This window comes from Streptomyces sp. NPDC111507 (assembly GCF_055638955.1).
In genome coordinates this window covers 922,223-947,841 of sequence record NZ_JBVKBU010000003.1, presented here as the reverse complement: position 1 = coordinate 947,841, position 25,619 = coordinate 922,223, and the positions used below count along the sequence as shown (strand labels likewise).

The 25,619-nt window shown below is 69.6% G+C and carries 28 protein-coding genes and 1 pseudogene; 13 read left to right on the top strand and 16 right to left on the bottom strand.

The genetic code is table 11. The features are described 5' to 3' along the window. Positions 1-116 precede the first annotated feature (116 nt). Positions 117-1,163 carry a magnesium and cobalt transport protein CorA gene (locus tag ACZ7M2_RS16920; RefSeq protein WP_471595880.1) on the bottom strand — a complete coding sequence of 349 codons (1,047 nt, stop codon included), beginning with the start codon at positions 1,161-1,163 and terminating at the stop codon, positions 117-119. 313 nt (positions 1,164-1,476) lie between these two features. Between ACZ7M2_RS16920 and ACZ7M2_RS16915 the strand changes: the two genes are divergently transcribed. Both ACZ7M2_RS16915 and ACZ7M2_RS16910 read left to right on the top strand, forming a co-directional pair. Next, the gene (locus ACZ7M2_RS16915) at positions 1,477-2,706 is read left to right on the top strand and encodes a hypothetical protein (RefSeq protein WP_471595879.1); all 1,230 of its coding nucleotides are present in this window, start codon (positions 1,477-1,479) and stop codon (positions 2,704-2,706) included. Continuing rightward, positions 2,667-3,710: an NAD(P)/FAD-dependent oxidoreductase gene (locus ACZ7M2_RS16910; protein ID WP_471595878.1), complete on the top strand. Its 1,044-nt coding sequence runs from the start codon at positions 2,667-2,669 to the stop codon at positions 3,708-3,710. Before ACZ7M2_RS16915 ends, ACZ7M2_RS16910 begins: the two co-directional genes overlap by 40 nt. A 300-nt stretch (positions 3,711-4,010) precedes the next feature. On the opposite strand, the gene fmdA is transcribed toward ACZ7M2_RS16910, so the two are convergent. The 5 genes from fmdA to ACZ7M2_RS16885 form a co-directional block, all read right to left on the bottom strand. Continuing rightward, positions 4,011-5,261, bottom strand: coding sequence for a formamidase (gene fmdA, locus ACZ7M2_RS16905; RefSeq protein ID WP_471595877.1), 1,251 nt, complete (start codon positions 5,259-5,261; stop codon positions 4,011-4,013). A gap of 24 nt (positions 5,262-5,285) precedes the next feature. Continuing rightward, positions 5,286-5,921: an AmiS/UreI family transporter gene (locus ACZ7M2_RS16900; RefSeq protein ID WP_471595876.1), complete on the bottom strand. Its 636-nt coding sequence runs from the start codon at positions 5,919-5,921 to the stop codon at positions 5,286-5,288. A 190-nt stretch (positions 5,922-6,111) separates the two neighbouring features. Beyond that, entirely contained in the window at positions 6,112-6,390 is a 279-nt protein-coding gene (locus tag ACZ7M2_RS16895; RefSeq protein ID WP_352053306.1) for an FmdB family zinc ribbon protein, read from the bottom strand. 147 nt (positions 6,391-6,537) lie between these two features. After that, positions 6,538-6,906, bottom strand: coding sequence for a fluoride efflux transporter CrcB (gene crcB / locus ACZ7M2_RS16890; protein ID WP_471595875.1), 369 nt, complete (start codon positions 6,904-6,906; stop codon positions 6,538-6,540). Continuing rightward, on the bottom strand, positions 6,903-7,268 hold the full coding sequence (locus ACZ7M2_RS16885) for a FluC/FEX family fluoride channel (protein WP_471595874.1): 366 nt from the start codon (positions 7,266-7,268) through the stop codon (positions 6,903-6,905). Before ACZ7M2_RS16885 ends, crcB begins: the two co-directional genes overlap by 4 nt. 308 nt (positions 7,269-7,576) lie before the next feature. On the opposite strand from ACZ7M2_RS16885, the gene ACZ7M2_RS16880 reads away from it, so the two are divergent. Together ACZ7M2_RS16880 and ACZ7M2_RS16875 are read left to right on the top strand one after the other, a co-directional pair. Then, the gene (locus tag ACZ7M2_RS16880) at positions 7,577-8,740 is read left to right on the top strand and encodes an NAD-dependent formate dehydrogenase (protein WP_471595873.1); all 1,164 of its coding nucleotides are present in this window, start codon (positions 7,577-7,579) and stop codon (positions 8,738-8,740) included. 370 nt (positions 8,741-9,110) lie between these two features. Continuing rightward, a complete protein-coding gene (locus ACZ7M2_RS16875) occupies positions 9,111-9,533 on the top strand; it encodes a hypothetical protein (RefSeq protein WP_352053317.1) in 423 nt (140 codons plus the stop codon). Positions 9,534-9,776: 243 nt separating this feature from the next. Here the strand turns inward: ACZ7M2_RS16875 and ACZ7M2_RS16870 are convergent, their stop codons facing one another. The 5 genes from ACZ7M2_RS16870 to ACZ7M2_RS16850 all read right to left on the bottom strand — a co-directional run bounded on the left by ACZ7M2_RS16870 (position 9,777) and on the right by ACZ7M2_RS16850 (position 13,748). Continuing rightward, positions 9,777-10,148, bottom strand: coding sequence for a DUF2255 family protein (locus tag ACZ7M2_RS16870; RefSeq protein WP_471595872.1), 372 nt, complete (start codon positions 10,146-10,148; stop codon positions 9,777-9,779). 49 nt (positions 10,149-10,197) lie between these two features. After that, positions 10,198-11,265 carry an NAD(P)-dependent alcohol dehydrogenase gene (locus tag ACZ7M2_RS16865; RefSeq protein ID WP_471595871.1) on the bottom strand — a complete coding sequence of 356 codons (1,068 nt, stop codon included), beginning with the start codon at positions 11,263-11,265 and terminating at the stop codon, positions 10,198-10,200. A 92-nt stretch (positions 11,266-11,357) separates the two neighbouring features. Then, positions 11,358-12,242: an aldo/keto reductase gene (locus ACZ7M2_RS16860; RefSeq protein ID WP_471595870.1), complete on the bottom strand. Its 885-nt coding sequence runs from the start codon at positions 12,240-12,242 to the stop codon at positions 11,358-11,360. Next, positions 12,242-12,595: a hypothetical protein gene (locus ACZ7M2_RS16855; RefSeq protein WP_471595869.1), complete on the bottom strand. Its 354-nt coding sequence runs from the start codon at positions 12,593-12,595 to the stop codon at positions 12,242-12,244. Before ACZ7M2_RS16855 ends, ACZ7M2_RS16860 begins: the two co-directional genes overlap by 1 nt. Positions 12,596-12,713: 118 nt before the next feature. Then, positions 12,714-13,748 (bottom strand): alcohol dehydrogenase catalytic domain-containing protein, encoded by a 1,035-nt coding sequence (locus ACZ7M2_RS16850; RefSeq protein WP_471595868.1) that lies wholly within the window; start codon positions 13,746-13,748, stop codon positions 12,714-12,716. A 289-nt stretch (positions 13,749-14,037) separates the two neighbouring features. Between ACZ7M2_RS16850 and ACZ7M2_RS16845 the strand changes: the two genes are divergently transcribed. From ACZ7M2_RS16845 to ACZ7M2_RS16835, 3 genes are all read left to right on the top strand, one after another. Continuing rightward, positions 14,038-14,934: a helix-turn-helix transcriptional regulator gene (locus ACZ7M2_RS16845; RefSeq protein WP_471595867.1), complete on the top strand. Its 897-nt coding sequence runs from the start codon at positions 14,038-14,040 to the stop codon at positions 14,932-14,934. Positions 14,935-14,981: 47 nt separating this feature from the next. Continuing rightward, on the top strand, positions 14,982-16,001 hold the full coding sequence (locus tag ACZ7M2_RS16840) for an aldo/keto reductase (protein ID WP_471595866.1): 1,020 nt from the start codon (positions 14,982-14,984) through the stop codon (positions 15,999-16,001). Positions 16,002-16,213: 212 nt separating this feature from the next. Continuing rightward, complete coding sequence (locus ACZ7M2_RS16835) at positions 16,214-17,020, top strand: VOC family protein (protein WP_471595865.1); 807 nt, start codon at positions 16,214-16,216, stop codon at positions 17,018-17,020. 252 nt (positions 17,021-17,272) lie between these two features. Here ACZ7M2_RS16835 and ACZ7M2_RS16830 read toward each other — a convergent pair whose 3' ends face one another. The 4 genes from ACZ7M2_RS16830 to ACZ7M2_RS16815 all read right to left on the bottom strand — a co-directional run bounded on the left by ACZ7M2_RS16830 (position 17,273) and on the right by ACZ7M2_RS16815 (position 20,351). Then, positions 17,273-18,259, bottom strand: a complete 987-nt coding sequence (locus ACZ7M2_RS16830) for an aldo/keto reductase family protein (protein ID WP_471595864.1) — start codon at positions 18,257-18,259, stop codon at positions 17,273-17,275. Positions 18,260-18,455: 196 nt separating this feature from the next. Further along, positions 18,456-18,758 carry an alpha/beta fold hydrolase gene (locus tag ACZ7M2_RS16825; RefSeq protein WP_471595863.1) on the bottom strand — a complete coding sequence of 101 codons (303 nt, stop codon included), beginning with the start codon at positions 18,756-18,758 and terminating at the stop codon, positions 18,456-18,458. 835 nt (positions 18,759-19,593) lie between these two features. Beyond that, a complete protein-coding gene (locus ACZ7M2_RS16820; RefSeq protein WP_471595862.1) occupies positions 19,594-20,040 on the bottom strand; it encodes an SRPBCC family protein in 447 nt (148 codons plus the stop codon). Further along, on the bottom strand, positions 20,037-20,351 hold the full coding sequence (locus ACZ7M2_RS16815; RefSeq protein WP_266420974.1) for an ArsR/SmtB family transcription factor: 315 nt from the start codon (positions 20,349-20,351) through the stop codon (positions 20,037-20,039). The genes ACZ7M2_RS16820 and ACZ7M2_RS16815 overlap by 4 nt, the downstream gene beginning before the upstream one ends. Before the next feature lie 113 nt (positions 20,352-20,464). On the opposite strand from ACZ7M2_RS16815, the gene ACZ7M2_RS16810 reads away from it, so the two are divergent. From ACZ7M2_RS16810 to ACZ7M2_RS16795, 4 genes are read left to right on the top strand one after another with little or no spacing between them, the layout of a single operon-like run. Next, the gene (locus ACZ7M2_RS16810; protein WP_471595861.1) at positions 20,465-20,893 is read left to right on the top strand and encodes an SRPBCC family protein; all 429 of its coding nucleotides are present in this window, start codon (positions 20,465-20,467) and stop codon (positions 20,891-20,893) included. A gap of 56 nt (positions 20,894-20,949) precedes the next feature. Beyond that, positions 20,950-21,372: an SRPBCC family protein gene (locus ACZ7M2_RS16805; RefSeq protein WP_471595860.1), complete on the top strand. Its 423-nt coding sequence runs from the start codon at positions 20,950-20,952 to the stop codon at positions 21,370-21,372. A 13-nt stretch (positions 21,373-21,385) separates the two neighbouring features. Next, positions 21,386-21,835, top strand: a complete 450-nt coding sequence (locus ACZ7M2_RS16800) for an SRPBCC family protein (RefSeq protein WP_471595859.1) — start codon at positions 21,386-21,388, stop codon at positions 21,833-21,835. 43 nt (positions 21,836-21,878) lie between these two features. Further along, positions 21,879-22,208 (top strand): TfoX/Sxy family protein, encoded by a 330-nt coding sequence (locus tag ACZ7M2_RS16795; protein ID WP_471595858.1) that lies wholly within the window; start codon positions 21,879-21,881, stop codon positions 22,206-22,208. A gap of 480 nt (positions 22,209-22,688) precedes the next feature. On the opposite strand, the gene ACZ7M2_RS16790 is transcribed toward ACZ7M2_RS16795, so the two are convergent. Beyond that, positions 22,689-23,837, bottom strand: coding sequence for a lactonase family protein (locus tag ACZ7M2_RS16790; RefSeq protein ID WP_471595857.1), 1,149 nt, complete (start codon positions 23,835-23,837; stop codon positions 22,689-22,691). 123 nt (positions 23,838-23,960) lie between these two features. Between ACZ7M2_RS16790 and ACZ7M2_RS16785 the strand changes: the two are divergent. Both ACZ7M2_RS16785 and ACZ7M2_RS16780 read left to right on the top strand, forming a co-directional pair. After that, positions 23,961-24,227, top strand: a pseudogene (locus ACZ7M2_RS16785) (transposase); the annotation flags it as partial. 132 nt (positions 24,228-24,359) lie between these two features. Further along, complete coding sequence (locus tag ACZ7M2_RS16780) at positions 24,360-25,610, top strand: molybdopterin-dependent oxidoreductase (RefSeq protein WP_471595856.1); 1,251 nt, start codon at positions 24,360-24,362, stop codon at positions 25,608-25,610. The last annotated feature ends 9 nt before the right edge of the window (positions 25,611-25,619 follow it).

Sequence of the window (25,619 nt, the reverse complement as noted above, 5' to 3'; positions counted from 1 at the left end):
CATGCCGACCGGAACGCCGCGTCGCGACCAGGGCGCGCACCGGCAGATCGAGCGCCGCTCGGCCAGGTCACCGCAACGACGCGCCGCCTTTTGGCCTTGCTCAGCGCTGACGCCGTTCACAGCCAGCCGTTGCGTCGGAAGGCCCGGTAGATCACGGCGCAGATGACGATGATGCCGAGGATCACCAGGGGGTAGCCGAAGGTCCAGTGGAGTTCGGGCATGTGGTCGAAGTTCATGCCGTAGACGCCCACGATGCCGATGGGTACGGCGATGAGGGCGCCGATGGCGCTGATGCGGCGCATGTCGGAGTTCTGCTGGACGCCGGTCTGCGCGAGGGTGAGGGCCAGGGCGGTGTCGGTCACCTCGCAGAGCGTCGTGATGCGTTCGACGGCCTGGGTGAGGTGGTCGCTGACGTCGCGGAGGTACGTGGCGACGTCCTTGTCCACGCCGGGCAGCCGGCCTCCGGCGAGCTCCCGCATCGGCCCCGCGAGCGGGGCCACCGCGCGGCGAAGCTGCAGGAGCTCGCGTCTGAGCTGGTAGACGCGGCGGATGTCGTGGGCCTGCTGGGGCGCGAACGTGGAGCCCTCTGCTTCGTCCACGTCCGTCTCGACGGCGGTGACGACCTCGAGGTACTGGTCGACGACGGTGTCGGCGATCGCGTGCAGGACGGCGGCGGGGCCGTGCGCGAGCAGTTCGGGACGGCTCTCCAGGGCGCGGCGGACGCCCGTGAGCCGGCGGGAGGGGCCGTGTCGTACGACGACGATGAAGCCCTCTCCCATGAAGACCATGATCTCGCCGGTGTCGACGATCTCGCTGGTGGCCGTGAGGTGTTCGTGCTCGAGGTAGACGGCGGTCCTCATGACGAGGAAGAGGGTGTCGTCGTAGCGTTCCAGCTTGGGGCGCTGATGGGCCTCGAGGGCGTCCTCGACCGCCAGGGGGTGCAGGCCGAAGGCGCGCGCGACGGTCTGGAGCTGGTCCTCGGTGGGTTCGTGCAGGCCGATCCAGACGAAGCTGTCCGGGGTGGCGTGGCAGGCCGTCATCGCCTGGTGGAGGGGGAGGAGGCCCGGTCGGCGCTTGCCGTGTTCGTACAGGGCGCAGTCGACCACGGAGTCCGGGTTCGACCGCGGCGGTGGAGGTGCCGGTGGTGTACTGCCGGCCGTCATGGCGTCTCCTCCCGACGGGTGCGGCCTGGTGCGCGTACGGCCCGTTGCCATGTTTCCACGAGGACGCGAGTTACGTCGGGGGCGCGCGGCCGGTGACGACCGGGCGGTCGCCCCCCTCCAGCACCTGGCGAGGCTGTGGGCAGTCGGCCTGTACCGGGGGAGGCCGACGATCGCCCGAGGCGGCGGCCGTCGCGCAGGACCAGCCCGCACGCTCCCGGCGGGCGGCCGCGCCGCTGCTCCAGACGGTTGATGCCGGGCCAGGACACCCCCACAGCCAACCCGGCGCGGCAACGGGCTGACCCATTAGGCGGCAATGCCGCGTCGCGCGCGTACCCCCCGCGTCCCAAACTGGATCGACTTCGCCGGGGACGGCTTCGTCTCCGTCCAGTGCCCGCAACTCGCGGCGGAGATCGACACCTTCAAGCCCGCCTTCTGCAGCGTCGCGCCCCCCGACTTCTTCCCCTGCGTCAACCAGCACGACCTGGCCGTGTGGTGGCGCACCTCGGTGCCCGAGGAGACCCGGGACGCCCTGTGGGTCCTGCCGCCGCGGCCGCTTTCGGAGTTCCGCTTCGCCGGCGACATCACCCTGCCCAAAGGCTTCGACATCTACGACGACACCCTCACCGCGGTGGTCGGGCAGCCCGCGCCCGGTGACCCGGTGGCCCGCCCCCTGCCCGACGACGCCCGCGGCCGGTACTCGGGCCTCCCCGACGCGGCGGCCGGGGTGACCGACCCGGGCTGGGAGGTGAGCCAGGGGCTGGTCTACAACGAGCCCGGGGCCCCGCTCCAGCGCTTCATGCAGGCGTACAGCCTCGGCACGCCGTTCCTGGAGGACGCCAAACTCTGCGCCGCACTGGGCAGTTACTGGCCCGCCGTGGCACCGGACGCGACGCGGACCTTCACCCCGCTCAAGCACGCATCCGGTTTCCCCTACCCGTGGCCGACGATCGTGCCGCTGACCGATGCCGAGATCGGCATGGAGGAGGTCAGGGGACTGGGCCGGCTGCCGTGGGACGGGATCAGGGGACCCGAGGTCCGGGCCGTCGGCGGCCGGGCGGTGGTCGCGTATCAGGACATCGACCGGGCCGACTACATCACCGGCCAGGACCGGCTCACCGCGTACCTCACCGCCCGTGTGGACCTCGCCGAGACCAAGGCACGAGTGCTGGCGATGTCGGCGGTCTACTGGAGCCTCGGCATCCACGACCCGGAGTTCGTCACCCGGTTCGGGGACCGGGCGGTGATCGAGATCCTGAAGGCCAAGTCGGCGTGGGCGGTTCTGTCGTTCACCCCGGTGGAGGCGGGCGACTCGGGACTCGCGGAGGCCGAACGGTCCGCCGGAGGCCGCCTGGCCGGACCGCGGCGGTACCGGTTCCGGGTCTACCGGCCCGGGGCCGAGAGCCGCGACCCCGGCAGCATCCAGAAGGTGCTGGTGGAGATCGCCGAGGACGTCGCGGCCTACACCGACGGCCGTACGGTACTGCTGCGAAGGGACGAAGGCCCGTGGACGCGCGACACCTCCGTACCGACGCCGACGTCCTGATCGCCGGGGGCGGGCCCGCCGGATGCGCGGCGGCGATCGTCTGCGCGTCCGCCGGGCTGCGGACCGTGCTCGCCGAACGCCTGGCCGCACCCGTGGCCCGCCCGGGCGAGGCCCTGCACCCGGGCGCCGAGACCCTGCTGGCCCGGCTGCTGCCCGGCGGATTCGCGGACGCCGTCGGAGCCCGGCACGAGGGGATCACGGTCGGGTGGGGCACGGAGCCCCGGTTCCAGCCGTTCGGGCGGGACGACAGCGGGCCCTGGCACGGCTTCCAGGTGGACCGCCGACGGCTGGACGCGCTGCTGCTGGACCGGGCCCGGGAGGCGGGCGCGGAGGTCCGCCTCGGCTGCCGGGTACGGGAACCGGTGGTGGAGGACGACGCGGTGACCGGGGTCCGGCTGGCCGGGACGGCCACGCCGCTGCGTACCCGTATCGTGATCGACGCGACGGGCCGCGCCCGCTGGCTGAGCCGCGCCCTCGGCCTGATCGCCCCGCCGCGCTCGCCACGGCTGCTGATCCGGTACGGCTACGCGGCCGGGTCCTGCCCGCAGCGCGACGCGGCTCCCGCGATCGCCGCGGACCGCTCCGGCTGGACATGGACCGCGCGGGTGGGCCGCGGCCGGTACCAGTGGATGCGGCTGGACTTCGTACCGGAGCAGGGGCGGCCGCGCGGCGGGCCCCCCGAGGAGTTCGCGGGCCTCGTGCCCGAGGGCCCGGCCCGGTCCGCGGACGTCAGCTGGCGGCTGTGCCCGAGGGCCGCCGGGCCGGGCTGGTTCGTGGCCGGGGACGCGGGCGCCCTGCTGGACCCCGCCTCGTCGCACGGGGTGCTGCGGGCCCTCCTGTCGGGCTGGACGGCGGGCTCGCTGGCCGCGGGGGTCGCGGGCCACGTCCTGGAGAAGGGTGAGGCGGCCGGGATGTACGGGCGCTGGCTGCGGGAGGGAGCGGAACGCGACATGGCCGAGCTGTCCGCGCGCTACGCCGAGCTCGGCGCCCACGGGTTCGGCTGACGCGCGCACGGCGCGGTGGGCGCGGCGATCCGCCCACCGGGTCCGGGAACCCGGGCAGGCTCCGACGCCAATCCGTTCGGCCGCTCTGCCTGGCAGAGCGTCACCACGCGCAGAAGGATGCCGCTGACAGCCCCACCCGGACGACAAGCGGGCCCCCACAGCAGCTCCGATGACCGGCCGAAGGAGTAACAGGTCCAGGTATGGGGCGTCACCGAAGGTTTCGGTGACGCCCCTGATGTGTCGTTCGGCGGAGCCGCCTTCGCGCTCCTGTGTGAGGGCACGCAACCCTCGTCGTCCGGTTCAGGTCGTGGTCAGCGCGCACTCGCCGCGGTCGGCCTTCGTCGGGCCGGCGGAGGTCGGCCGCACGTCGAAGTCGAACATGGCGGTGGGCACGTACAGCGAGCAGCAGGCGTTGGGGATGTCGACGATGCCGCTGATGCGCCCCTCTATGGGGGAGGAGCCGAGCAGCAGGTAGGCCTGCTCTCCGCTGTAGCCGAACTTCTTGAAGTACTCGACGGCGTTGAGGCAGGCACGGCGGTAGGCCAGTGTCGCGTCCAGGTAGTAGTTCGTGTCCGTGTCGTGGTCGACGGAGATCCCGATGAAGGTCATGAACTCCGTGTACCTCGGCTCGACGTTGCCCGGAATGAACACGGGGTTGGTGGAGATGCCATACGTCTCCATGCCGCCCTTGATCAGGTCGACGTGGAAGTCGATGAAGCCGCCCATTTCGATGGCGCCGCAGAAGGTGATCTCTCCGTCGCCCTGGCTGAAGTGCAGGTCGCCGCCGGACAGCTTCGCGTCCTTGACGTGTACGGGGTAGAAGACCCTCGATCCCCGGGTGAAGTTCTTGATGTCGTGGTTGCCTCCGTTCTCGCGGGCCGGCACCGTGCGCGCGCCTTCCTCGCCGATGCGCCGTGCGAGGTCCCCGGTGGCTGTGCCGGCGAGTGCGTTGGTGGCGTCCGGCGGTACGGCGAGCGGGGGGACCCGGTTCGGGTCGGTGTCGATCAGCGCCTTCTCGCGGGCGTTCCAGCGGGCGAGCATCTCGGTGGAAGGAGCGGTTCCGAACAGCCCGGGGTGGGTGATTCCGGTGAAGCGGATCCCGGGAAGATGGCGGGAGACGGCCTGCTGTCCGTGGAAGTCCCATACCGCCTTGTAGGCGTCAGGGAAGTAGTCGGTCAGGAAGCCTCCGCCGTTGGCCTTGGCGAAGATGCCGGTGTAGCCCCAGCCCTGGCCCGCCGCGTCCCCGGTCTGCTGCGGCACGGGGCCGAGGTCGAGTATGTCGACGACGAGCAGGTCGCCGGGTTCGGCACCTTCCACGCCTATCGGTCCGCTGAGCATGTGAGGGATGGTCAGGTCGATGTCGCGTACGTCGTTGGCGTTGTCGTTGTTGCCGACCTGGCAGTCGGTCCAGTCGCGGCACTCCACGCGGAACTCCGCTCCCGGCTTCACCATGGCAACGGTGGGTACGTCCGGGTGCCACCTGTTGTGGCCGGGCACGGCTTGGTCACGCATCGACTTGCTGTGGTCCACGCTGAAGAGATTTTCGGGCATGACAGCTCCTCATTTCTGATCCGGTCAGGACGTTGCGCCCGTACCTCCGGCCGATCCAGCCGTGGCAGGCTGCCGCGATTTCCTGGTGAGCGGCCACAGCGCCGCGAATACGACGACACCGAAGGCCCCGAGGGCGATGGCGATCTCCGTGGTGTGCTTCCAGTAGCCGGACAGCAGCAGCGCCGCGGGAATGACACCGGTGACCCAGCCCTCGATCGCCGTCACCCAGCCCACATACGTGGACAGCCCTGTCTTCTTGAGACCGAGCGCCAGGAAGAACAGGAACCACAGGAAGGACCAGTAGAGCCAGATGACTCCGAACGGGTAGTCCTTGAAGAGGTGGAAATTGGCGAACGAATACCCTAGGGCGACGATCGCCACGAAGAGGGAGTAGTAGCCTACGCAGACGTTGTCGATGTCGGCGAGCAGGACAATTCCCACATACAGATAGGTGAATCCGAACAGGTAGATGCCGGATGCCGCCAGAATCTTCATGGGGTCATCGCCGGCCGTGAAGATGAGGTAGGTCGGCGTCAGTACCTGCAGCCCACCCACGAAGAGGTTGAACACTGCTGCAGATTTGGCGTCGGCCTTCCCCAGCAGCAACAGCCCGTTCAGGAACAGAACAGCACCGACAAAGAGCAGTCCCACGTTTCCCACGGGGACACACCTCCTAAGTCCGCGTGGGGGGCGGAATCGCGTGGCGCCCAGACCACCGATGAGTTGCCGAGGATACGGCTCGGCTCCCGGCGCGCCTTCCGTGATTCCGAATTCCGCGCACCACTACGGGAACGATGTCGTGTTGCGACGTCGAAACCCGCATGAGACGTTCTGCCTTCGACCACCGCCCTCAGAGACGCGGCAGCCGCGAGAGTGCGGGGTGCGGGTGCCGTGGCACCCTTCTGCGTGGCGGCACTTGGGAGACCACTGCCGGGGCCTCACGCGCCTGCTCCTCCGAGAGATGGAGAGCGGCGACCGCATGAGAGGTCAACGAGAGACCGGGCGAAGAATACACACGTCTCGCAGTGAGTGCGCAAACAGGGCAACCGTAAACCTTGGGCGCCGTCCCGATTTCCAACTTCACATCGAAGGGCCCACAGTGGCTGCATAGATATTCGTAGGTTGCCATCAGCAGCCTCCGGATGTCGGTGGACGCTGGCCAACCCCGAGCGGGTGCGGCGTGCCCGGATAGGCGCGCCACATCATGTTCCTCACTATCAAGGAGACGTCTCGTAAATCTACGTGTCAAGTCGCCGACGGCTGTGCCTGACCTTTCTCAGAGCGACCCGACGGCGAGCCCCGCCGCTGCCGCCGACAGACCCACCACGAGGCTTGAAGTGCCGTACAGCAGGGACCTTCCGACCTGTCCTTTCTCGCGCAGGTGGACCAATTCGTAACTGAAGGTGGAGAACGTTGTATAGCCGCCGCAGAATCCGACGCCGGCAATGAGTACGGCCTGCTCCGGCAGCCCGTGCCGTGCGCCGAGGCCTATCTCCGTGCCCAGCACGAACGAACCGGTGATGTTGATGAGCCACGTGCCGCGCGGGAACAGGGCCGGGCGTCTGTACTGCACGTACTGGTCGAGCACGTAGCGTGCGATTGCCCCGACCGCGGCCGCGGCACCGACGGCGAGCAGGGTGATCACCGGACCCACCAGCCGTAGCGGCGGACGCGGCCGTGCCGCGCGGTGAGCCGCACCTGCCGGGCCAGGGCATCCTGCCGATCGCCAGGCCAGAGTGGTCGCGGCCAGGCCGGCGAACAGACTGCCGAAGACGTTGAACGCCGGACCGCGTAGTGGCCGAGACCCAGAAGGCGATCGGTGTCGACCATCCACGTCGAGAACGTGGTGAAGGCGCCGAGAAAGCCGACGCCGGCGAACGGTCGCGCGTACCGGGTCGGCGGCCAGATCTCGAGCACATACACGAGCAGCAGCGCCAGCAGGAACGCCCCGGACACGTTGATGGCGAACGTCGTCAACGGAAACGCCCCCCGAGGCGCAGGAAACATCAGTCCAAGTCCGTAACGGGCCGCCCCGCCCAGAACGCCGCCGAGCGCGACCGCTGCCCTCGGGATTCCCTCTCGGGCCCGGATTCGTCCGCCCGCATCAGAAGCCTCCGCACAGAATACGGATCGGTACGCTCTGTCGCCCCAACTCCCGGCGCGGGCCCCATCGAATATCCGCATCCCTATCCACTGGCGCACCCTCCATGGCATCCGCGGGGATTGCAGCGTCGACGCATGCTCAACTAAAATTCGTGATCATCGGTACCCGTCCGGTTCAGCCGGAGCGGAGGCCTCACCGATGGAGGACAGCCATGGCAAAGATCATTGCGGTGCTCTATCCCGACCCCGTGGGCGGTTATCCTCCCGACTACGCCCGCGACGAGATTCCGGTCATCGCCGGATATCCGGGCGGTCAGACAACGCCGACTCCACAATCCGTGGATTTCACCCCGGGGCAGCTCCTCGGCTGCGTCTCGGGAGAACTGGGACTACGCCGGTTCCTGGAGGACCGAGGCGACACCTATGTCGTCACCAGCGACAAGGAAGCACCGGACTCCACCCTGGACCGCGAGCTGCCCGACGCCGACGTGGTGATCTCGCAGCCCTTCTGGCCCGCTTATCTGACCCCCGAGCGGATCGCCTCCGCTCCCCGGCTCAAACTCGCGATCACAGCCGGGATCGGGTCGGACCACACAGACCTGCCCAGCGCGATCGCCCACGGCATGACGGTGGCGGAGGTGACCTTCAGCAACAGCATCAGCGTGTCCGAGCACGCCGTCATGCAGATCCTCACCCTGGTGCGCAACTACATGCCGGCCCACGACTGGGTGACCGCCAAGAAGGGCTGGAACATCGCCGACAGCGTCGCGCGCGCCTACGACATCGAGGGCATGGACGTCGGCGTCCTCGGCTCCGGACGTATCGGCCAGGCGGTACTGCGCCGCCTCAAGCCGTTCGACGTCAAGCTGCACTACTGCGACGTGCACCGGCTGCCCACGGAGGTCGAAGAGGAACTGGAGCTGACCTGGCATCCCGACGTGCGTTCGCTGGCCTCCTCGATCGACGTGCTCTCGATCCACACCCCGCTGCATCCACAGACGCAGAACCTCTTCGACGACGACCTGATCGGGGCCATGAAGCGCGGTTCGTACATCGTCAACACCGCACGCGCGCTCATCGTCGACCGGGATGCCGTGGTGCGGGCCCTCAACAGCGGCCAACTGGCCGGTTACGCCGGTGACGTCTGGTATCCGCAACCGCCACCGCCCGACCATCCCTGGCGCACCATGCCGTACGAGGCGATGACGCCGCACGTCTCCGGTTCGACCCTCTCGGCGCAGGCCCGCTACGCCGCCGGTACCCGGGAGATCCTGGAATGCTGGTTCGACGGGCGCCCCATCCGCCCGGAGTACCTGATCGTCGACGGCGGTGGGCTCGCCGGGACAGGAGCCCGCTCCTACACGGTCGCCGGATAGCGCATATCGAGCCGGAACGACGCTGCTGCCGCCAAGCATGGCGACGCCTCTGGTCGGCGCCTTACCAACAGGCAACCAACCCCGTTAATTCCGGCTCAATTGCAGACGGCGGAAATCAGCAGAAGATCCATGGGAAGACGCAGCCGAAGATCCACCACATGAGTGGGCAATGGACCTTCGGCTATGTCGTGCCTGTTGCGAGCCCACGCCTCCTGTGATCCGACTCACCACCGAATTCGCTGGCGGGGCGCGGCCGAGACCTTTAGTTTGCTAAACAGACAGATTTTTTCTATGCGGACGCACCAGCGCCGCGCATACTGTTTCGCAAGATAATCAAGGCGAACGTCGGGAAGGTGGATCAGTGAGCAGCATGGACGCCGTATGGGTCCGGGGCGTGAACGGCATTCAGTTGCATCACGTGACCGATCTTCAGGATGCCGGCCGGTTTTTGGGCAACGCAGCGATGGCCCTGCGGGCCGCACACGTAAGGACCGGCGCCGACCGGTACTCCAGCATCGCCACCGAGCTGAAGAGCCTGGTGGAGCGAGTGCGGGAACTGGAGGACGAGGCGCGGTCGCGCATGCACGACCTGCACTCCACCGACCCTGAGCGCTTCGCGCGCTGCCGGGACGGTCACGAGCCGTGGCCCGGTGAGATCCCGGCAGGATTCATCCCGCGCCACACCTGCAAGGACGAGTGCCTCTACCACGATCGCGACGTCCTCGAGGCCATCACGCAGTGCACCTGCGGCCGGCCGCCGTGCCAGGCATGCGAGATCGGCGGAAAGCTCTGAGAAACCCGAGCGGCTGCGGAGGGAGCCTCCGGCAGTCCAAGGGCATGCGGTGCTGCGGTCGACGTGTTCCCGATGACCTCGCACGTGGAGTGCGCGACGATCCTGGAACCGGCTGTCGAGCCGACGGCCTGCCCGTCCAGGGTGGCCTGACCTGCGGTTCCATGGTGTGGCGACGATCGCGCGGGTGACGATGATCCGCCGCCGCAGGCGATTCTCGACGCTCGGATGACGCTCGAACGCGGGTCAGCGGGGGTCGAGACGCAGGGTGGCGGCGCGGGCCCGGTCGGTCAGGACGTGCTCGACGATGCTCGTGTACCGGCCGTACTTCTCCCGGTAGGCGGCATCCACGGCGGCGTACTCGCCGGGACCGGCTTCGTGGAAGACGACGTCGGCCCGGACGCCTCCGGCCGCGATACGTCCCTGGTGGCGCGAGCGTGTGCCCCGGTACCAGGGGCCGTCGACGCCCTTGACCGAGCGGACGTAGAGGTGATCGCCCGCCCGTACGACCCACATGGTCACCGGGACGCGAAGTGTGCCGTCGGTGCGTTCGGACTCGAGGTCCACTTCCTCCACCGCGCCGACCTTCCTCAGATCCGAGTCGTTCCAGGCGGTCATGATCCTCACCTTCCGTGGGGTGTTGTCCGGGCGTTGTCCGGGGTGCGTGTCACGCTTTCGGATCGGTGAAGGTCGCGCCGTCGACCACGAACCGGTAGCGGACGTCGGAGGCGAGGATCCGCTCGTAGGCGGTGTTGATGTCCCGCGCGCCGATCAGCTCGATGTCGGCCGTCACCCCGTGCTCGGCCGCGAAGTCGAGCATCTCCTGGGTCTCGGCGACGCCGCCGAACAGCGAGCCCACGTAGGACCGGCCGTTCTGGCACAGGGTGAAGACGTCCATCGGCATGGGCTCCGTCGTCACTCCGACGTTCACCATGGTGCCGTGCAGGCGCAGCATCCCGAGGTAGTCGGGGAGGTTCACGGGCGCGCTGACGGTGTTGAGGATGATGTCGAAGGTGTTGGCCAGCTCGGTGAACGCCGAGCCGTCACCGGTCACGGCGTAGTGGTCGGCGCCCAGGGCCGCGGCGGCCTCGCGCTTGCTGCCGGACTGGGACAGGACGGTCACGTCGGCGCCCATGGCCGCGGCCATCTTCACGCCGAGGTGACCCAGGCCGCCGAGGCCGACGACCGCGACCCTGGTGCCCCGCCGGGCGCCGAACCGCTTGAGCGGGGCGTACACGGTGATGCCCGCGCACAGCAGCGGAGCGGCAGCGGCCGGGTCGAGGGTTTCCGGCACGCGGACCACGAAGTCCTCGGGTGCGACGATCGCCTCGGAGTAGCCGCCCTGGGTGTGGGCGCCGGACTCGACCGGGTCGGGGCTGCCGAAGACCAGGGTGTGACCCTTGAGGCAGTACTGCTCCTGGCCGGCCCGGCAGTTCTCGCACACGCGGCAGGAGTTGACCATGCAGCCGATACCGACCAGGTCACCGACCTGGTGACGGCTGACCTCGGAGCCGACCTCGGTGACCCGGCCGACGATCTCGTGGCCGGGGACGAGCGGGCTGGTCGGCAGCGGGCCGAACGCGCCGCCGACGAAGTTGATGTCGGAGTGGCAGATGCCGCAGTACAGGATGTCGAGCTTGACGTCGTGCGGGCCGACGTCACGGCGCTCGATGGTGACGGGAGCGAGCGGCCGGCCCGCCTCGAGGGCGCCGAACGCGTTGACGGTGGTGGACACGGGTGATTCCTTTTCGCGGGTACGGGTTCGCGGGCACGGGTTCGCAGGTACGAGGTCGTAGGAACGGGGTTCGCAGGTACGGGGGAGGAGAATCAGGCTTCCGGGATCGCGCGGCCGTAGTTCGCGAGGGTGACGGCCTCCGGCTCGGGGCCGCCGCGCCGGCCGGTCTCCAGGGCGTCGAGGGCCTTCAGCTCGTCCGCTGTGAGGTGGAAGTCGAAGACGTCGATGTTCTCGGCGATCCGGTGGCGCCTGGTCGACTTGGGGATCACGGAGCGGCCGTGCTGGAGGCCCCAGCGGAGCAGCACCTGGGCCGGGCTCTTGCCGTGTGCCTCGGCGATGCCGGTGACGACGGCGTCCTCAAGGACGCTCTTGCGGTTCTCGCCGTATCCCGGGTAGAAGGTGATCCCGCCGATGGGGGACCACGCCTGGTTGAGGATGCCGTGCTCGTCGTCGAAGGCGAGGACGGCGCGCTGCTGGAAGTAGGGGTGGATCTCCAGCTGGTTGACGGCGGGGACGACGGTGGTGGCGTCGAGCAGCGCGGTCAGGTGGTCGACCATGAAGTTGCTGACGCCGATGGCCCGGACCTTGCCGTCGGACAGGAGCTTCTCCAGAGCGCGGTAGGCCGCGAGGGTCCTGTCGAAGTCCGACGGCAGGGCTTGGTGCAGGATGAGCAGGTCGATCCGGTCGACACCCAGTTTCGTGGCGCTCTTGTCGAAGCCGTGCAGGGTCTCGTCGTAGCCGTAGTCGCTGATCCAGATCTTGGTCTCGATGAAGATTTCGTCGCGGGGGACCGCGGAGTCGCGGATGCCCTGCCCGACCTCGCGTTCGTTGCCGTACGCGGCGGCGGTGTCGATGTGCCGGTAGCCGAGGTCGAGGGCGGCCGTCACGGCCGCCCTGCTCTCGTCGGGCGGGGTCTGGAAGACGCCGAGTCCGAGGGCGGGCATCTGGACGCCGTTGTTGAGGGTGAGGGTCTGCATCAGGGTGTCCTTGGGTGGTGGGGGATGCGGGTGGGGACGATGAGGGCCGAGACGGCCACGAGTGCCGGCGCGAGCAGGACGGCGGAGCCGGTCAGCACCGCGCCTGGGCGGGCCGCGATGTCGGCGGCGGTGTGTCCGGTGGAGACGGCGGCGGCCACGGCGGTCAGGACGCTCAGGCTCAGCGCGCTGCCGATCTGGTGCACCGTGTTGACCAGGCCCGAGGCGGCGCCCGAGTCCGCGGCGGCGCCCGAGTCCGCGGGGGCGACGCCGTCGACACCGCTGGAGGTCAGCGGGGCCCCGTCCGGCCGCTTCGCCCCGGGCACCGGTGCGCGCCGCACGGCGGTGGTGGTCATGGCGTCACCAGCCCCCTCCTCAGCTTTCCGGCTTCGGTTCCGGAGATCGCCCGGACGGTGGACGAGGTGCCGCCGAGGCGCACAGGTGCGTCGCCCGTGCTGATCGAAGGTTGCCTGTTCACGGCCGTACCAGCACTTTGAGCGCCTCGCGCGCGTCCATCGCCCGGTAGCCCTCGGCGACCTCGTCGAGAGCGACGGTGCGGTCGAAGACCCGGCCGGGCTCGATGCGGCCCTCCAGCACGTCGGGCAGCAGTTCGTCGATGTAGGCACGGGCCGGGGCGGGGCCCCCGGTGAGGGTGATGTTGCCGCCGAAGAGGCTGCCGAAGCCGACCGGGGCCTCCTCGTACTGGGGCACGCCCACGCGGCTGATGGTGCCGCCGGGGCGGACCACTCCGTACGCCTGCTCGTAGGCGGGCCGGTGACCGACCGCTTCGAGAACGATCGGGCTGCCGCCGCCGGTCAGCTCGCGCACCTTCTCGATGCCTTCGCCGCCGCGTTCGGCGACCACGTCGGTCGCGCCGAACGCGCGGCCGAGGTCGGTGCGGGCGGTGTGCCTGCCCATGAGCACGATCCTCTCCGCTCCGAGCCGCTTGGCGGCGAGCACGGCGAGCAGGCCGACCGCGCCGTCCCCGATCACGGTGACGGTGCTGCCGCGCCGCACTCCGCCGCGGACGGCGGCGTGGTGGCCGGTGCCCATGACGTCGGAGAGGGTGAGCAGGGAGGGGACGAGCGCGTCGTCGGCGCCCACCGGGAGCCTGACGAGAGTGCCGTCGGCCAGCGGCACGCGGGCCGCCTCGCCCTGGCCGCCGTCGACGCCGTTCCTGGCCCAGAAACCGCCGTGTTCGCAGGAGGTCTGCAGCCCGGCCCGGCAGTACGCGCAGGTGCCGTCCGAGTAGGCGAAGGGAGCGACGACCAGGTCGCCCTTCCGCACCGTGGTGACCGCGCTGCCGGTCGCCTCGACCACGCCGATGAACTCGTGGCCCATCCGGACCGGGCCGTCGGAGCCGGACATCGTCCGATACGGGTGGAGGTCGCTGCCACAGACGCAGGCGGCGGTGATGCGGACCAGGGCGTCGGTGGGTTCCTTGAGGGCCGGGTCGGCGACAAGCCCGACACGGACGTCGCCGGCTTCGTACATGAGTGCTGCGCGCACGGTGTTCCTTCAGGTCGGTTCGGAGTCGGGGAGCCGGGACCGGTTCCGGGTGGCCCGCTCTCGGTCTTCTCCAGGGAACAGCGCGCGGGCCCGCAGGTGGGAGTCACTGCTCTTCCAGGTACTGGCAGTACCTCGCAGGCCGTGGCCCACGGACCTACGGTGAAGAGGCTGGCGCAAGATGCACGCCGATCAGGAGGAGTTCCCGTGTCCCTGGCCCCCGCCGAAGCCACCATCCGCCTCGCGTCCTGCCCTCCGGCAGCGTCGCGGCACACCCGTGCGGAGTCCGACGATGGCGGGCGCTGACAAGAAGGACCTGGCCGCCGAGGTCCGCGAGTTCCTGAGCACCCGGCGGGCACGGATCACCCCGGAGCAGGCCGGACTGCCGGTCTACGGCGGGAACCGCCGCGTCGCGGGTCTACGCCGTGAGGAGGTCGCCCTGCTCGCGGGCATGAGCGTGGACTACTACGTCCGCCTCGAACGCGGAAACCTCTCCGGCGCCTCCGACTCGGTGCTCGAATCCCTCGCACACGCCCTGCAGCTCAACGAGGCCGAGCGCACCCACCTCTACGACCTGGCCCGCGCATCGACACCGTCGGGCCGGCGGACCACGGTGACCTCCTCCCGGGTGCGGCCCACGATCCTGCGGCTGCTGGACTCGATGACCGGTGTGCCGGCGTTCGTACGCAACGCCCGCTTCGACATCGTGGCCGCCAACGCACTGGGACGCGCGCTGTACGCCCCGGTCTTCGACTCGCCGCTGTTCGTCCAGCGAGGGCCGGTCAACAGCGCCCGTTTCATGTTCCTGGACCCCGCGAGCAAGGACTTCTGGGTCGACTGGGACAAGGGGGCGGACGACGCGGTCGCCTTCCTGCGCACCGAGACAGGCCGGGCACCGCACGACAAGGCGCTGACCGACCTGATCGGAGAACTGACGACCAGGAGCGGCGACTTCGCCCGCCGATGGGCACGCCACGACGTGAAGTTCCACCGCTCCGGCGTGAAGAACCTCCACCACCCGCTGGTCGGTGATCTCGCCCTGCCCTACGAGGCGATGGACCTGCCGTCCGACCCCGGCCTCCGCCTCAACTTCTACACCCCGGAACCGGACTCTCCGGAGCAGGAGGCCCTCGGCCTCCTCGCCAGCTGGACGACCACCGGCATGGTCGTCCCCTCCGGAACCGACTGACCGTGCGTCCGGAACCCACTGACCACACGAACGAGGAGAACCGTTTCATGCAGTACCGACCGCTCGGCCGCACAGGCGTCCAGGTCAGCCCGCTCTGCCTGGGCGCGATGATGTTCGGCCCCTGGGGCAACGCGGACGAGGCCGACTCCGTACGGATCATCCACCGCGCCCTCGACGCGGGCATCAACTTCGTCGACACCGCGGACGTCTACTCCGCCGGTGTCTCGGAGGAGATCGTCGGCAAGGCGCTCAAGGGCCGGCGCGAGGACGTGTTCCTGGCGACCAAGTTCTTCATGCCGATGGACCAGGACGACCCCAACCAGCGCGGCGGCTCACGGCGCTGGATCATTCGCGCGGTGGAGAACTCCCTGCGGCGCCTGGGCACGGATCACATCGACCTCTACCAGGTCCACCGCCCCAGCCCGGACACCGACGTCTCGGAAACCCTCGGCGCCCTCTCCGATCTCGTGCGCCAGGGCAAGGTCCGTTACCTCGGCTCTTCCTCGTACTCCGGTTCCCAGATCGTCGAGGCCCAGTGGGTCTCCCGTGAGCGGCACCTGGAGCGGTTCGTGACCGAGCAGCCGCCGTACTCGATCCTGGTCCGCGGCATCGAGGAGGACGTGCTGCCCACGGTGCGCCGGCACGGCATGGGCACCCTCACCTACAGCCCCCTCGCCGGCGGCTGGCTCTCGGGCCGCTACCGCAAGAACGCCTCCGAGGGGCCTGTCTCGGCGGCACGCCCCCCGGCCCGCTTCGACATGAGCGCCCCGGCCAACCAGCGCAAGCTCGACGCCGTCGAGCAGCTCGCCGCCCTGGCCGAGAAGGCCGGCCTCACCCTCATCGAGCTCGCCGTCGCCTTCGTCATCAACCACCCCGGCGTCACCTCGGCGATCATCGGACCGCGGACCATGGAGCAGTTGGAGGCGTTCCTGCCCGCCGCCGACGTCACGCTCCCGGCCGACGTGCTCGACGCCATCGACGACATCGTGGCCCCCGGGGTCACGGTCAACCCGGTCGACAACAGCTACGGCGACTTCGAGCTGCGGCCCGACCAGCGGCGTCGTTGACACGAGGCGGATTCCTGGGTCACGGACGGTCGAAGGCAGCCACCCGGCGGCCGTCCGCGTCGACCTGGGCGCGCGATGAACCAGGGGAGGTCGCCGACAGGTTCTTCGTCTCCTGGTTGTACTTGTCTGGAACGGGTCGTCGAGGCACACGATCTCGACGCCTGGACATCCGTCGCGGCGCCGCGGACGGCGTCACGGCGATCGGGTGGGAGGTGAAGGGCCCGCGGGAGCTGGCGGAGATCTCCGAGCTGCTGGAGAGCAACGGCTACTCCGTCAAGCGGGCGGGCGCCGACGCGATCAAGGAGCGGCAGGTGAGTGGGCTCGTCGAATTCGACGACCCTGCGGGCCAGAGGCCGGAGCTCTTCTGGGGCCTGATGGAGTCGAAGCAGCGCTTCGTCTCGCCCACCGGAGCCCGGTTCGTCACCGGGGCGGGCGGGATGGGCCACATCTTCCAGTTCGCCACGGACGGCGCGGCCCAGAGCAAGCTGTACCAAGAGCTTCTGGGCTTCGAGCTGAGCGACTTCATCGACTTCGGCCCCGGCCTCAGCGGCACGTTCCTCCACGCCAACCAGCGCCATCACTCGTTCGCGTTCGCCCCGATCCCCGGGCTGACCGGCGTCGGGCACCTGATGTTCGAGGTCGACGATCTCGACCTCATAGGGCGTGCCTGGGACAAGGTCCAGGACGGTGCGGCCCCCATCGCGGCGACCTTCGGCAAGCACACCAACGACGAGACGCCCGCTACGACTCGGCGAGCTACTGGGGTCACCGGAAGGCCGATCCCAACGAGCCGGATGTGTGAGTCACCCGGCCTGCCTCGGCCGGTCTCCGACGCCGGCCTGCTGATCATTCCGTACGCATCGCCTGCCTCGACTCCGGGCATGGGCAGTGGCCCGCTCACGCGCGGCCGCAACAACCACCTGCGAGGCGGCCGTCCATGGCCCACCGCTCGCTTCCCGGAGCGCTCGGCGAACTCATCGCGCCGGGCGACAGCGGATCCACAGCCGCCTGGCCCCTGACCGTCGCCGTCCGCACCGGCGACAAGCGGGTCCGCCCCTTGGCCCGCCTCGGCGGGCTGCCGTTGCCACGACGGCAGCCCGCCGACCTGTCGTCGCTCGACAGCGTCCGCGTCACCGGAACCATCGGCGGGATGCCGACCTTCATGGTCGACGGCTACCTCCAGGTCGCCAACCGGGACCTGTCCGGCCCGTCATGCCGCAGACGCCGGATCTGGCACGCACATCTGCGGCGAGACGGCGGCGCGCGAAACGTCAGACCCGTCCGGCTTTGGCCGCGTCGCGCTCCACGACCGGGTCGAGGATCGCGTCGATGGCCTTCATGAGTTCGGCGTCCAGCTTGACCCCTGCCGCCTTGACGTTCTCCGCGACCTGCTCGGGCCGGGAGGCGCCGATGATGGCGGCGGAGACGTTGGCGTTCTGCAGGACCCAGGCCACGGCCAGCTGGGCCAGGGACAGCCCGGTCTGCTCGGCGAGTGGCTTGAGGCGCTGGACGCGTTCCAGGACCTCGTCCTGCAGGAACCGGCCGACGAAGCTCGCGCCGCCCTTCTCGTCGGTGGCGCGGCTGCCGGCCGGCAGCGGGGCGCCCGGTGCGTACTTGCCGGTGAGGACGCCCTGCGCGATGGGCGACCAGACGATCTGACCGATGCCCAGTTCCTCGCAGGTCGGCACGACCTCGTCCTCGATCACACGCCACAGCATCGAGTACTGCGGCTGGCTGGAGACCAGAGGGATGTGCAGCTCCCGGGCGAGCTGGTGACCGTTGCGAATCTGCTCGGGGGTCCACTCGGAGACGCCGATGTACAGGGCTTTGCCGGAGCGGACCACATCGGCGAACGCCTCCATGGTCTCCTCCAGCGGGACGGAGGCGTCGTAGCGGTGCGCCTGGTACAGGTCGACGTAGTCGGTCTGCAGCCGGCGCAGCGAGTTGTCGATGGACTCCATGATGTGCTTGCGGCCCAGGCCCCGGTCGTTGGGGCCCGGACCGGTCGGGAAGAAGACCTTGGTGAAGATCTCCAGGCCTTCCCGGCGTTCGTCCTTGAGAGCTCGGCCGAGGACGGACTCGGCTCGCGTCTGCGCATAGACGTCGGCGGTGTCGAAGGTGGTGATCCCCGCGTCGAGGGCGGCGCGCACACAGGCGAGGGCGGCGTCCTCCTCGACCTGGGAACCGTGGGTGAGCCAGTTGCCGTACGCGATCTCGCTGATCATCAGGCCGCTGCGGCCGAGATTTCGAAACTCCATGACGTGACCCTACTTGCGGATACCGGTGAGTCCCTCCACTTCTTGGCGGTGGTCAGGGCTGCCGGACGGGCTCCAGTACGGCCACTGGGATCTCTCGCGAGGTGCGGGTCCGCAGGCGAACCCTGCGTCCTCTGGTGGTGAGGATGATCGTCGGCCGGCCCTCGAAGGGTCCCGCGCACAGGTCCCCGTCCCTTCGTTACTCCGGCTTGCTGGTGTCCGCCAGCCCGAAGCCCGGGCGGTCGGGGCAGTACACGCGGTCGGGGCAGTACACACGGAATCCGTCGGCCCCGAGGAATGGCGCCGTCCAGCGCCAGCCGGCGGATCCTGACGACCCCTCGATGCCGCCGTGCAGGAGGATGACCGCGGGGCCCTTGTCGCCGCACGTCACGTAGTGGGCTCGGCTGCCGTCGGCCAGTCGAACCCAGCGGCTCGCCAGTCCGGGAAGGCCGATGATGCCCTCATCGGTGAGATCTGGTCCGACGGAGACATCGTTCGCCATGTTCGGTTCTCGTTTCTTGTAGATGTGCGGAGGCGGAGCCCGTCGTCGAGGAAGGTCGCATCAACACTGGCCAACCGCCGAGAGCCGAGGCTTCCCGGTCAGGTTTGTCGCCGCTGGACGGCGAAGGGAGCGATGGCAGCGAAGAGACTGTCGCGCCTGATGAGGTCACTGTTGGGGGCGCAAGGGCTGCGCTTCGTGGCCGTGACCCGCAGACCCTCCGTCGTACGGCTGATGCCGGGCGACGAAACAGCGGGCGTCTCCATCCTCATGAGGACGACTATTGGCGCTGAGGCGACGGCGCCCCAGGGTGGAGTTCCACCCTCCGGAACAAAGGTGTTCGGCAGTTCGGTCATGCGCGAGCCATCGGCTTCGGCTGGAGGACGAGGAGCATCAGTCCTGGTCCGGTCTTGGCCGGCAGGTCGAGTCCCACTGAGCGGCGGGCCTCGGTCCATTCGTCGTTCTGAGGCTTTTGTGCTCCTTCCTGGCGGCCCGAGAGTGCGGGGTCGCACCGCGGTTGACCGGTCTTACGGGCACGCTATGGGCACGCCGCGGACTCGGAGGCATGGGGGAATCCCTTCTCGGCGGTTGACGGCCGCCTGGGCCCTGGAAGCGAGCGCCGGCTGGAAGGAATCGATTGCGGGAGCACACGGACGAGGATTCAGTGGCGACCGCACGGCCAGAGCCGACCAGCGGGATCGCGCGCATGTCGGTCTCGGCCAGGTCGAGACCGGCGAGTCATGGAAAGACCGCGTACCCGCCGCACCCCGGGTCGACGCCCGGCACATCACCCTTCCGTAAGGGGACGACCCAGGGTGTGGGTGAGCGGGCGCGACGGTCACATCCAGTGGTCGGGGCCCGGGTCGCGGCCTTCGGCTCGTACGGCGAGGCGCTGCACGTAGTGATTCCAGCCTTCCTCATGGGCGGCGCACGCCTCGGGCGAGGGCAGGCCGCGGTGGACCAGGCGCAGCAGGGTGCCGTCCGAGGTGGGCTGCAGGGTGATCTCCACGGTGGTCGAGCCGGGTGGCACGGGCATTCCGCCCTCGGCCCAGCCCCAGGTGAACACCAGTCGCTCGTGCGGGTCCACCTCGAGGAACCGGCCTTCGGCCACGCTCTCGCCGGTGACGTGGGTACGGTACGCACCGCCGGGCGCGAACACGAACTCACCCTCCCGGCCCATCCAGGACAGCCACTTGTCCCGGTCGGTGAAGAAGGAGAACACGATCTCGGGGCGGGCGGCGATGTGCCGCTCGACCGTGACCACGGCGTCGTCGCTCACGCTCATGCGTCCGTTCCCTCCGCACGCTCGGCGGCCTCGGCCAGTTCGGCGAGGGCGTCGAGCTTGGTGGCCCACATGGACTGCAGGTAGTCGGCCAGGGGGCCCATGCCCTCGCGGTCCGCTCGGTAGAACCGCTTCTTGCCGTCCTGGCGCAGCGTAACCAGGCCGGAGTCTCTGAGCACCTTGAGGTGCTGGGAGACCGCGCCGAAGGTGACGTCGAACCGCTCGGCGATCTCACCCGCCGACAGCTCCGAGTCCCAGACCAGCCGCAGAATCTCGCGCCGCCTGGGCTCGGCGACCGCCCGTACCGCATCCATACAACTCATTTTAGCGCCCACTGTAATTTGCCAAGTCACCCAGAGTCATTTTAGTGTGAGCTAAAGCGAAGGGTTCGGCGCGCCGCCGAACCCCCGACGAGAAGGACGCCACCATGGCTGACATCGCCCTGCAGATCCGTATCGCCGCCGACCCGGAGACCGTGTACCGCGCCGTCTCCAGCCCCGAAGGCGTCGCCGGCTGGTTCACCACCGGAGCCGAGATCGGCGAGGGCGTCGGCGCCCTGCACCGGCTGTCGTTCCCCGGCGCACCGATGACCTGGGACTTCCGCATCGACGAGGCCGTGGCGGGCAAGTGCCTGACACAGACCGTGGTCGCGGGACCGCCGCAGTGGATCGACACCGAGATCGTCTACACCCTGGAGGCCCATCCCGAGGGCGGCACGGTGGTCCGGTTCGACCACATGGGGTTCGCCGACATCGACGACATGTTCCGCGAGGTCACGATGGGCTGGGCGGGCATGTTCGGCCGCCTGAAGGAGTACGTGGAGACCGGCACCCCGGTCCCGTACTTCACCCTCTGAGCCCCCGCCCCGTTCGCCCCCGCCCCGTTCTTCCCCCACACGCAAGGAGCAGCACAATGTCCGAGATCATCCTCCGGACCGACATCGACGCCGACCGCACCAAGGTGTACGAGGCGCTGAACACCCACGACGGCCTCACCGGCTGGTGGACCACCGGCGTGAACCGCGAGGGCGAGGTCCTCCTCTTCGACTTCCCGGAGATCCCCGAGCCCTTCCGGCTCCGCCGGGACCGCGCGGACAAGGAGGAGATCGTGTGGACGTCGATCGGCGCCTTCCCGCCCCACTGGTCCGGCACCGTCATCACCTGGCAGCTGACCGACACCGCCGACGGGACCGGCACCCAGGTGGACTTCCGGCACGCCGGCTTCTCCGCCGACGACCCCGACCTCCCGCACACGGACGACACCTGGAGCCAGCTCATGACCCGGCTCAAGCAGTACGCCGAGACGGGCACCGCGCAGCCCTTCTTCACTCTCTGAGCAGGGGTGGGTCATGTCGATCGACGTGACGGCCGAGAGGCCGATCCCGCTCCCGCCCGGCCAGGTGGCGGCCTACGCCATGGACTGGCGCCACGATGCCGAGTGGACCCAGGGCATCCGCGAGGCGGCCCTGACCCGGGAGGCGGACGGCGGCGGGTTCGGCGTCGGGGCGGAGGTGACCCGTACGGCGTACTTCCTCGGCAAGCGCATCGACTACGTGCTCCGCGTGGCCGCCCACGAACCAGGGCGTCTGCTGGACATGGTGTCCGTCGCCGGACCGATACCGATGCACGTCACCTACACCTTCGGCCCCCATCCGAAAGGCACACTCGCGCGCATCCGCGTACAGGGCGATTCCAGCCGGTACTACCGGTTGGCCGCGCCCCTCATGAGGAGGAAGGTGCGCTCTTCCCTCGGCAAGGACCTGCGCGACCTCGAACGCAGGCTGCAGGCCCAGGGATGACCCGATCCCCTCGCTCCTGACGACCCGAGGTCTGTGATGGCGTATGGCATACGACGAAGGGCTGGCGGAACGGATCCGCGCCCGGCTGGGCGCCGATCCGGCGATGAGTGAGAAACGCATGTTCGGGGGCCTCGCGTTCCTGCACCACGGGAACATGGCGGTGGGAGTGATCGGGGACGAGCTGATGGTCCGGGTCGGGCCCGAAGCCACCGGCGCCGCCTTGGCCCGGCCCGGGACGCGGGCCTTCGACCTCACCGGCCGCCCCATGCGCGGCTGGGTCGTTGTCGCCGCGTCCGTGCTCTCCGAGGACTGCGCCCTCCACGCCTGGATCGAGCAGGGGCGCACCTTCGCAGCGGGCCTGCCGCCCAAATGACCCGCGACGGCGTGCCGTCCGAGGAGTCTGGTCGTGGATCGGTCAGGCCATGCACTCACCTCGGGGCGCCGCCGCCGCTGCGTGCGCCCCGGCTCACCGGGGTGCACGGTCACCCTCGTCGCACATGCCTCTCACGGGATCGCGCCGCTGTGAGCTCGTGGTGGGGCTCGGGTGCTGTTGGCCGGGTAGCTGTGGTCGGTTGGGGTGATACGGCGGATGGTCTTTGTCGGCGATGCCCGCGCGCGTGCGGCCCATGTCCTCGGGCCGTGTTCGAGACAGCCGGGACTTGGCCGTGGTGTGTCTCTCTTGGTGCATGCGGGTGGGGATGGTTCACGCTGCGGGCCGGGCCGGGGCATGCAGCCGCAGGCCACGCTTGTGACGGGGCCTGGGGGGAGGCCGGCTGCGCTCGGCTGGAGTGACGACCAGGTGTGGACCGCCTCCCGGGTACGCACGCTGGTCGGGCGGCCTGTCGGGTGGCGGCTACAGGGCGACGATGCCTTCGCCGCCGACCGAGTCAGGCACGGTGACCGAGCCGATCGCGGTCAGTGAGCCGTCGCGGTTGACCCGGAACTCGTCCACGATGCCCTTGGCGCCGGTCTGCGCGTAGAGGTAGCGGCCGTCCGAGGAGACGGCGGCGTCGACGGTGCCGCCGTCGGTGGCGGTGTTACCGAGCGGGACGAGGCTGGGCCGGTGGCCGGTACGGAAGCCGGACAGGTTGTTGCTGCCGGCGTTGGAGGTGTAAAGGTGACGCCCGTCCCTGACGATCCAGCAGGTCGCGGCCTGCCCGGTGGCGATGGGGGAGCCCACCGGAGTGACCTTGCCGTTTCGGGCTACGGCGAAGGTCGCCACGGCGTTGGTACCGGCCTCGGTGACCTGCAGGCGGCCCGCGGCGTCGAAGACGAAGCCGAAGGGCACGGTCCCGGGGAGGGAGTTCACCACCGGCGCGGCGGCCGGGGCGCCGGAGCGGTCCAGGGGGAACACCGCGATGCTGTTGGTCGCGGCCTTGGTGGTGACGATCAGCCGGGTGCCGTCAGGGGTGAACGCGATCTCGCCCGGCGTGTGGGTGAACTGGGGCGTGGCCGCCGGGTCCAGGCCCAGGCCGCGGTTCCAGGAGGGGACGGCGGCCAGGCGGTCGCCGACCCGGACGAACCCCTGCACCGTGCCTCCGTCCAGGGCGTTGAGCACGTAGACCCGGTTGTCGTGGACGGCGATGCTGACCGGGAAGGACCCACCGGAGGCTACTTCTTGGGTGCGCTTCAGCCGGTCGCCGTGCACGGCGAACACGGTGACGGTGTCGCTGCCCGCGTTCACGGCGTAGAGCAGGTGGTGCTCATGGTCGTAGGCGAGCGAGCCCTGCGAGGCGAGATGGTCCACCACCGAGCCGGCCAGGCTGCCGCCCAAGCCGCCGGTGGGGTAGCTGCCGGCAGCGGTGAGTGTGCCGTCGGCGTTGCGGTCGTAGGCGACGACGGCGTTCCCGCCCGGGTTGTCGGTCTGCACGAAGACCGTGGAGCTGTGGTGCTCGGTCTTGAGCGGGGCGGAAGCGGAGGCCGGGACAGCGAGCGCGGTGGCAACGGCGAGCGCGGCGGTGCCGATCGCGGCGGTGATCCGGGCGGTACGTGCAAGCGTCATCGTCATTCTCCGGATGTGGAACGGAAGTTCGGGCTGGCTGAGACGTTAGGTCGCTCGGGATGGCGACAACTCGACGAATCCGGCATATCGCCTGGACGTCCGCGACTCGTAAGGATTGGCAGCCGAGGCCTCGCGGCCGCGCCGCTGCCGCGGGCCGCCGACAGGCGGCTCGTCCTCGCGGTCGACGTGAGCAACTGACCGCGCCCCGACGCCCCCACGAGCCCGAACCTGCTGTTCTCGCACGTCGACGGGCGGGGCCGCAGCGCTGATCAGTTCATCCCGGGCCGGCCCTGCTCGTTCGCCGCCGCCCTGGAAACAGGCCGCACATCGTGGACCGCCACGCCGGACGTGATCCGGCTGGGGCCGACCGACGACGCCACCGCGATGACGTGGGGAAGATCGCGGTTCACATCGGCAGGCTGGGATGCGTAGCGCCCCGTGGCGCGGCCACCGGGGTGGACGTCGGAGTTTCGTCACGGTTCGAGGGCCCGTTCGATGGAGCCCTCGACCTACGGTCGGGACATGCGCAAGCCGAAGCTCCCCACCTCCCCCGCGTTCTGGCGCAGCCCGCTGCGTGGTCCCTGGTTCACCTCGGTGCTCGGTGTCGTGCTGCTCGGCGGGATCACCGTGCTGTTCGTGACGGGTCTCGTGTCGTACGCCGCGTACAACCCGAATCTGTCACCGGTGAACGACATGACCCCGGACAAGGGTCTGCTCGGCTTCTACCTCTTCTCCTGGCCGACGAGCCCGTCCTGGCTCTACCGCTTCACCCAGGGTGTCCACGTCACGCTCGGGATCACGCTGATCCCGGTACTGCTGGCGAAGTTGTGGTCGGTCGTGCCGAAGCTGTTCACGCTGCCGCCGGTGCGGTCGCTCGCGCACGGGCTGGAGCGCGTCTCGCTGCTCCTGCTGGTCGGGGGCGCCCTGTTCGAGTTCACGACGGGTGTGCTGAACGTCCAGCTCGACTACATCTTTCCCGGCTCCTTCTATCCGCTGCACTTCTACGGGGCCTGGGTGTTCTTCGCCGCGTTCGTGGCACACGCCGTGCTGCGGGTGCCCATGGCGCTGCGCAATCTGCGCCAGCTCCGCGATGAGGATCAACGTCCGCAGCCGGGTGATGAGTTGGTGGCACCGGATCCCGACCCGCCCACCGTCTCGCGGCGTGGTGCTCTCGGGTTTGTGGGCGGGGGATCGCTGGTGCTGTTCGCCACGACGGCCGGGCACAGTTTCGATGCGCCGCTGCGGGAGACGGCCGTGCTCGCGCCGCACGGCGGCCCCGAGCCGGGCGGCGGTCCGGGCGGCTTCCAGATCAACAAGACGGCGGCGGCGGTCGGCATCGACATGCGGGAGACGACGGGTGAGGTGTGGCGGCTGGTCGTCGAGGGGCGCGGGCGCACGGTCCGGCTGAGCCGGGACGAGCTGCTGACACTCCCGCTTCACAGCGCCGCGTTGCCCATCGCCTGTGTGGAGGGCTGGTCGACCTCCGACCAGTGGTGGCGGGGCGTGCGGCTGCGGGACCTCGCGGCGCTGGTGGGATACGAGGCGGGTGCGGCGCCCGATGTGCTGGTGGAGTCGTTGCAGCGGCACGGGGCGTTCCGGCACGCGGCCCTGCGCTACAACCAGGTGCGCGATGAGCGTTCCCTGCTGGCCCTGTTCGCCAACGGCGAGGACCTGACCCCCGACCACGGCTATCCCGCGCGGATCATCGTCCCCGCGGCGCCCGGCGTGCTCAACACCAAGTGGGTGGCCCGGATGACGTTCGGAGAACTGTGATGCGACCAC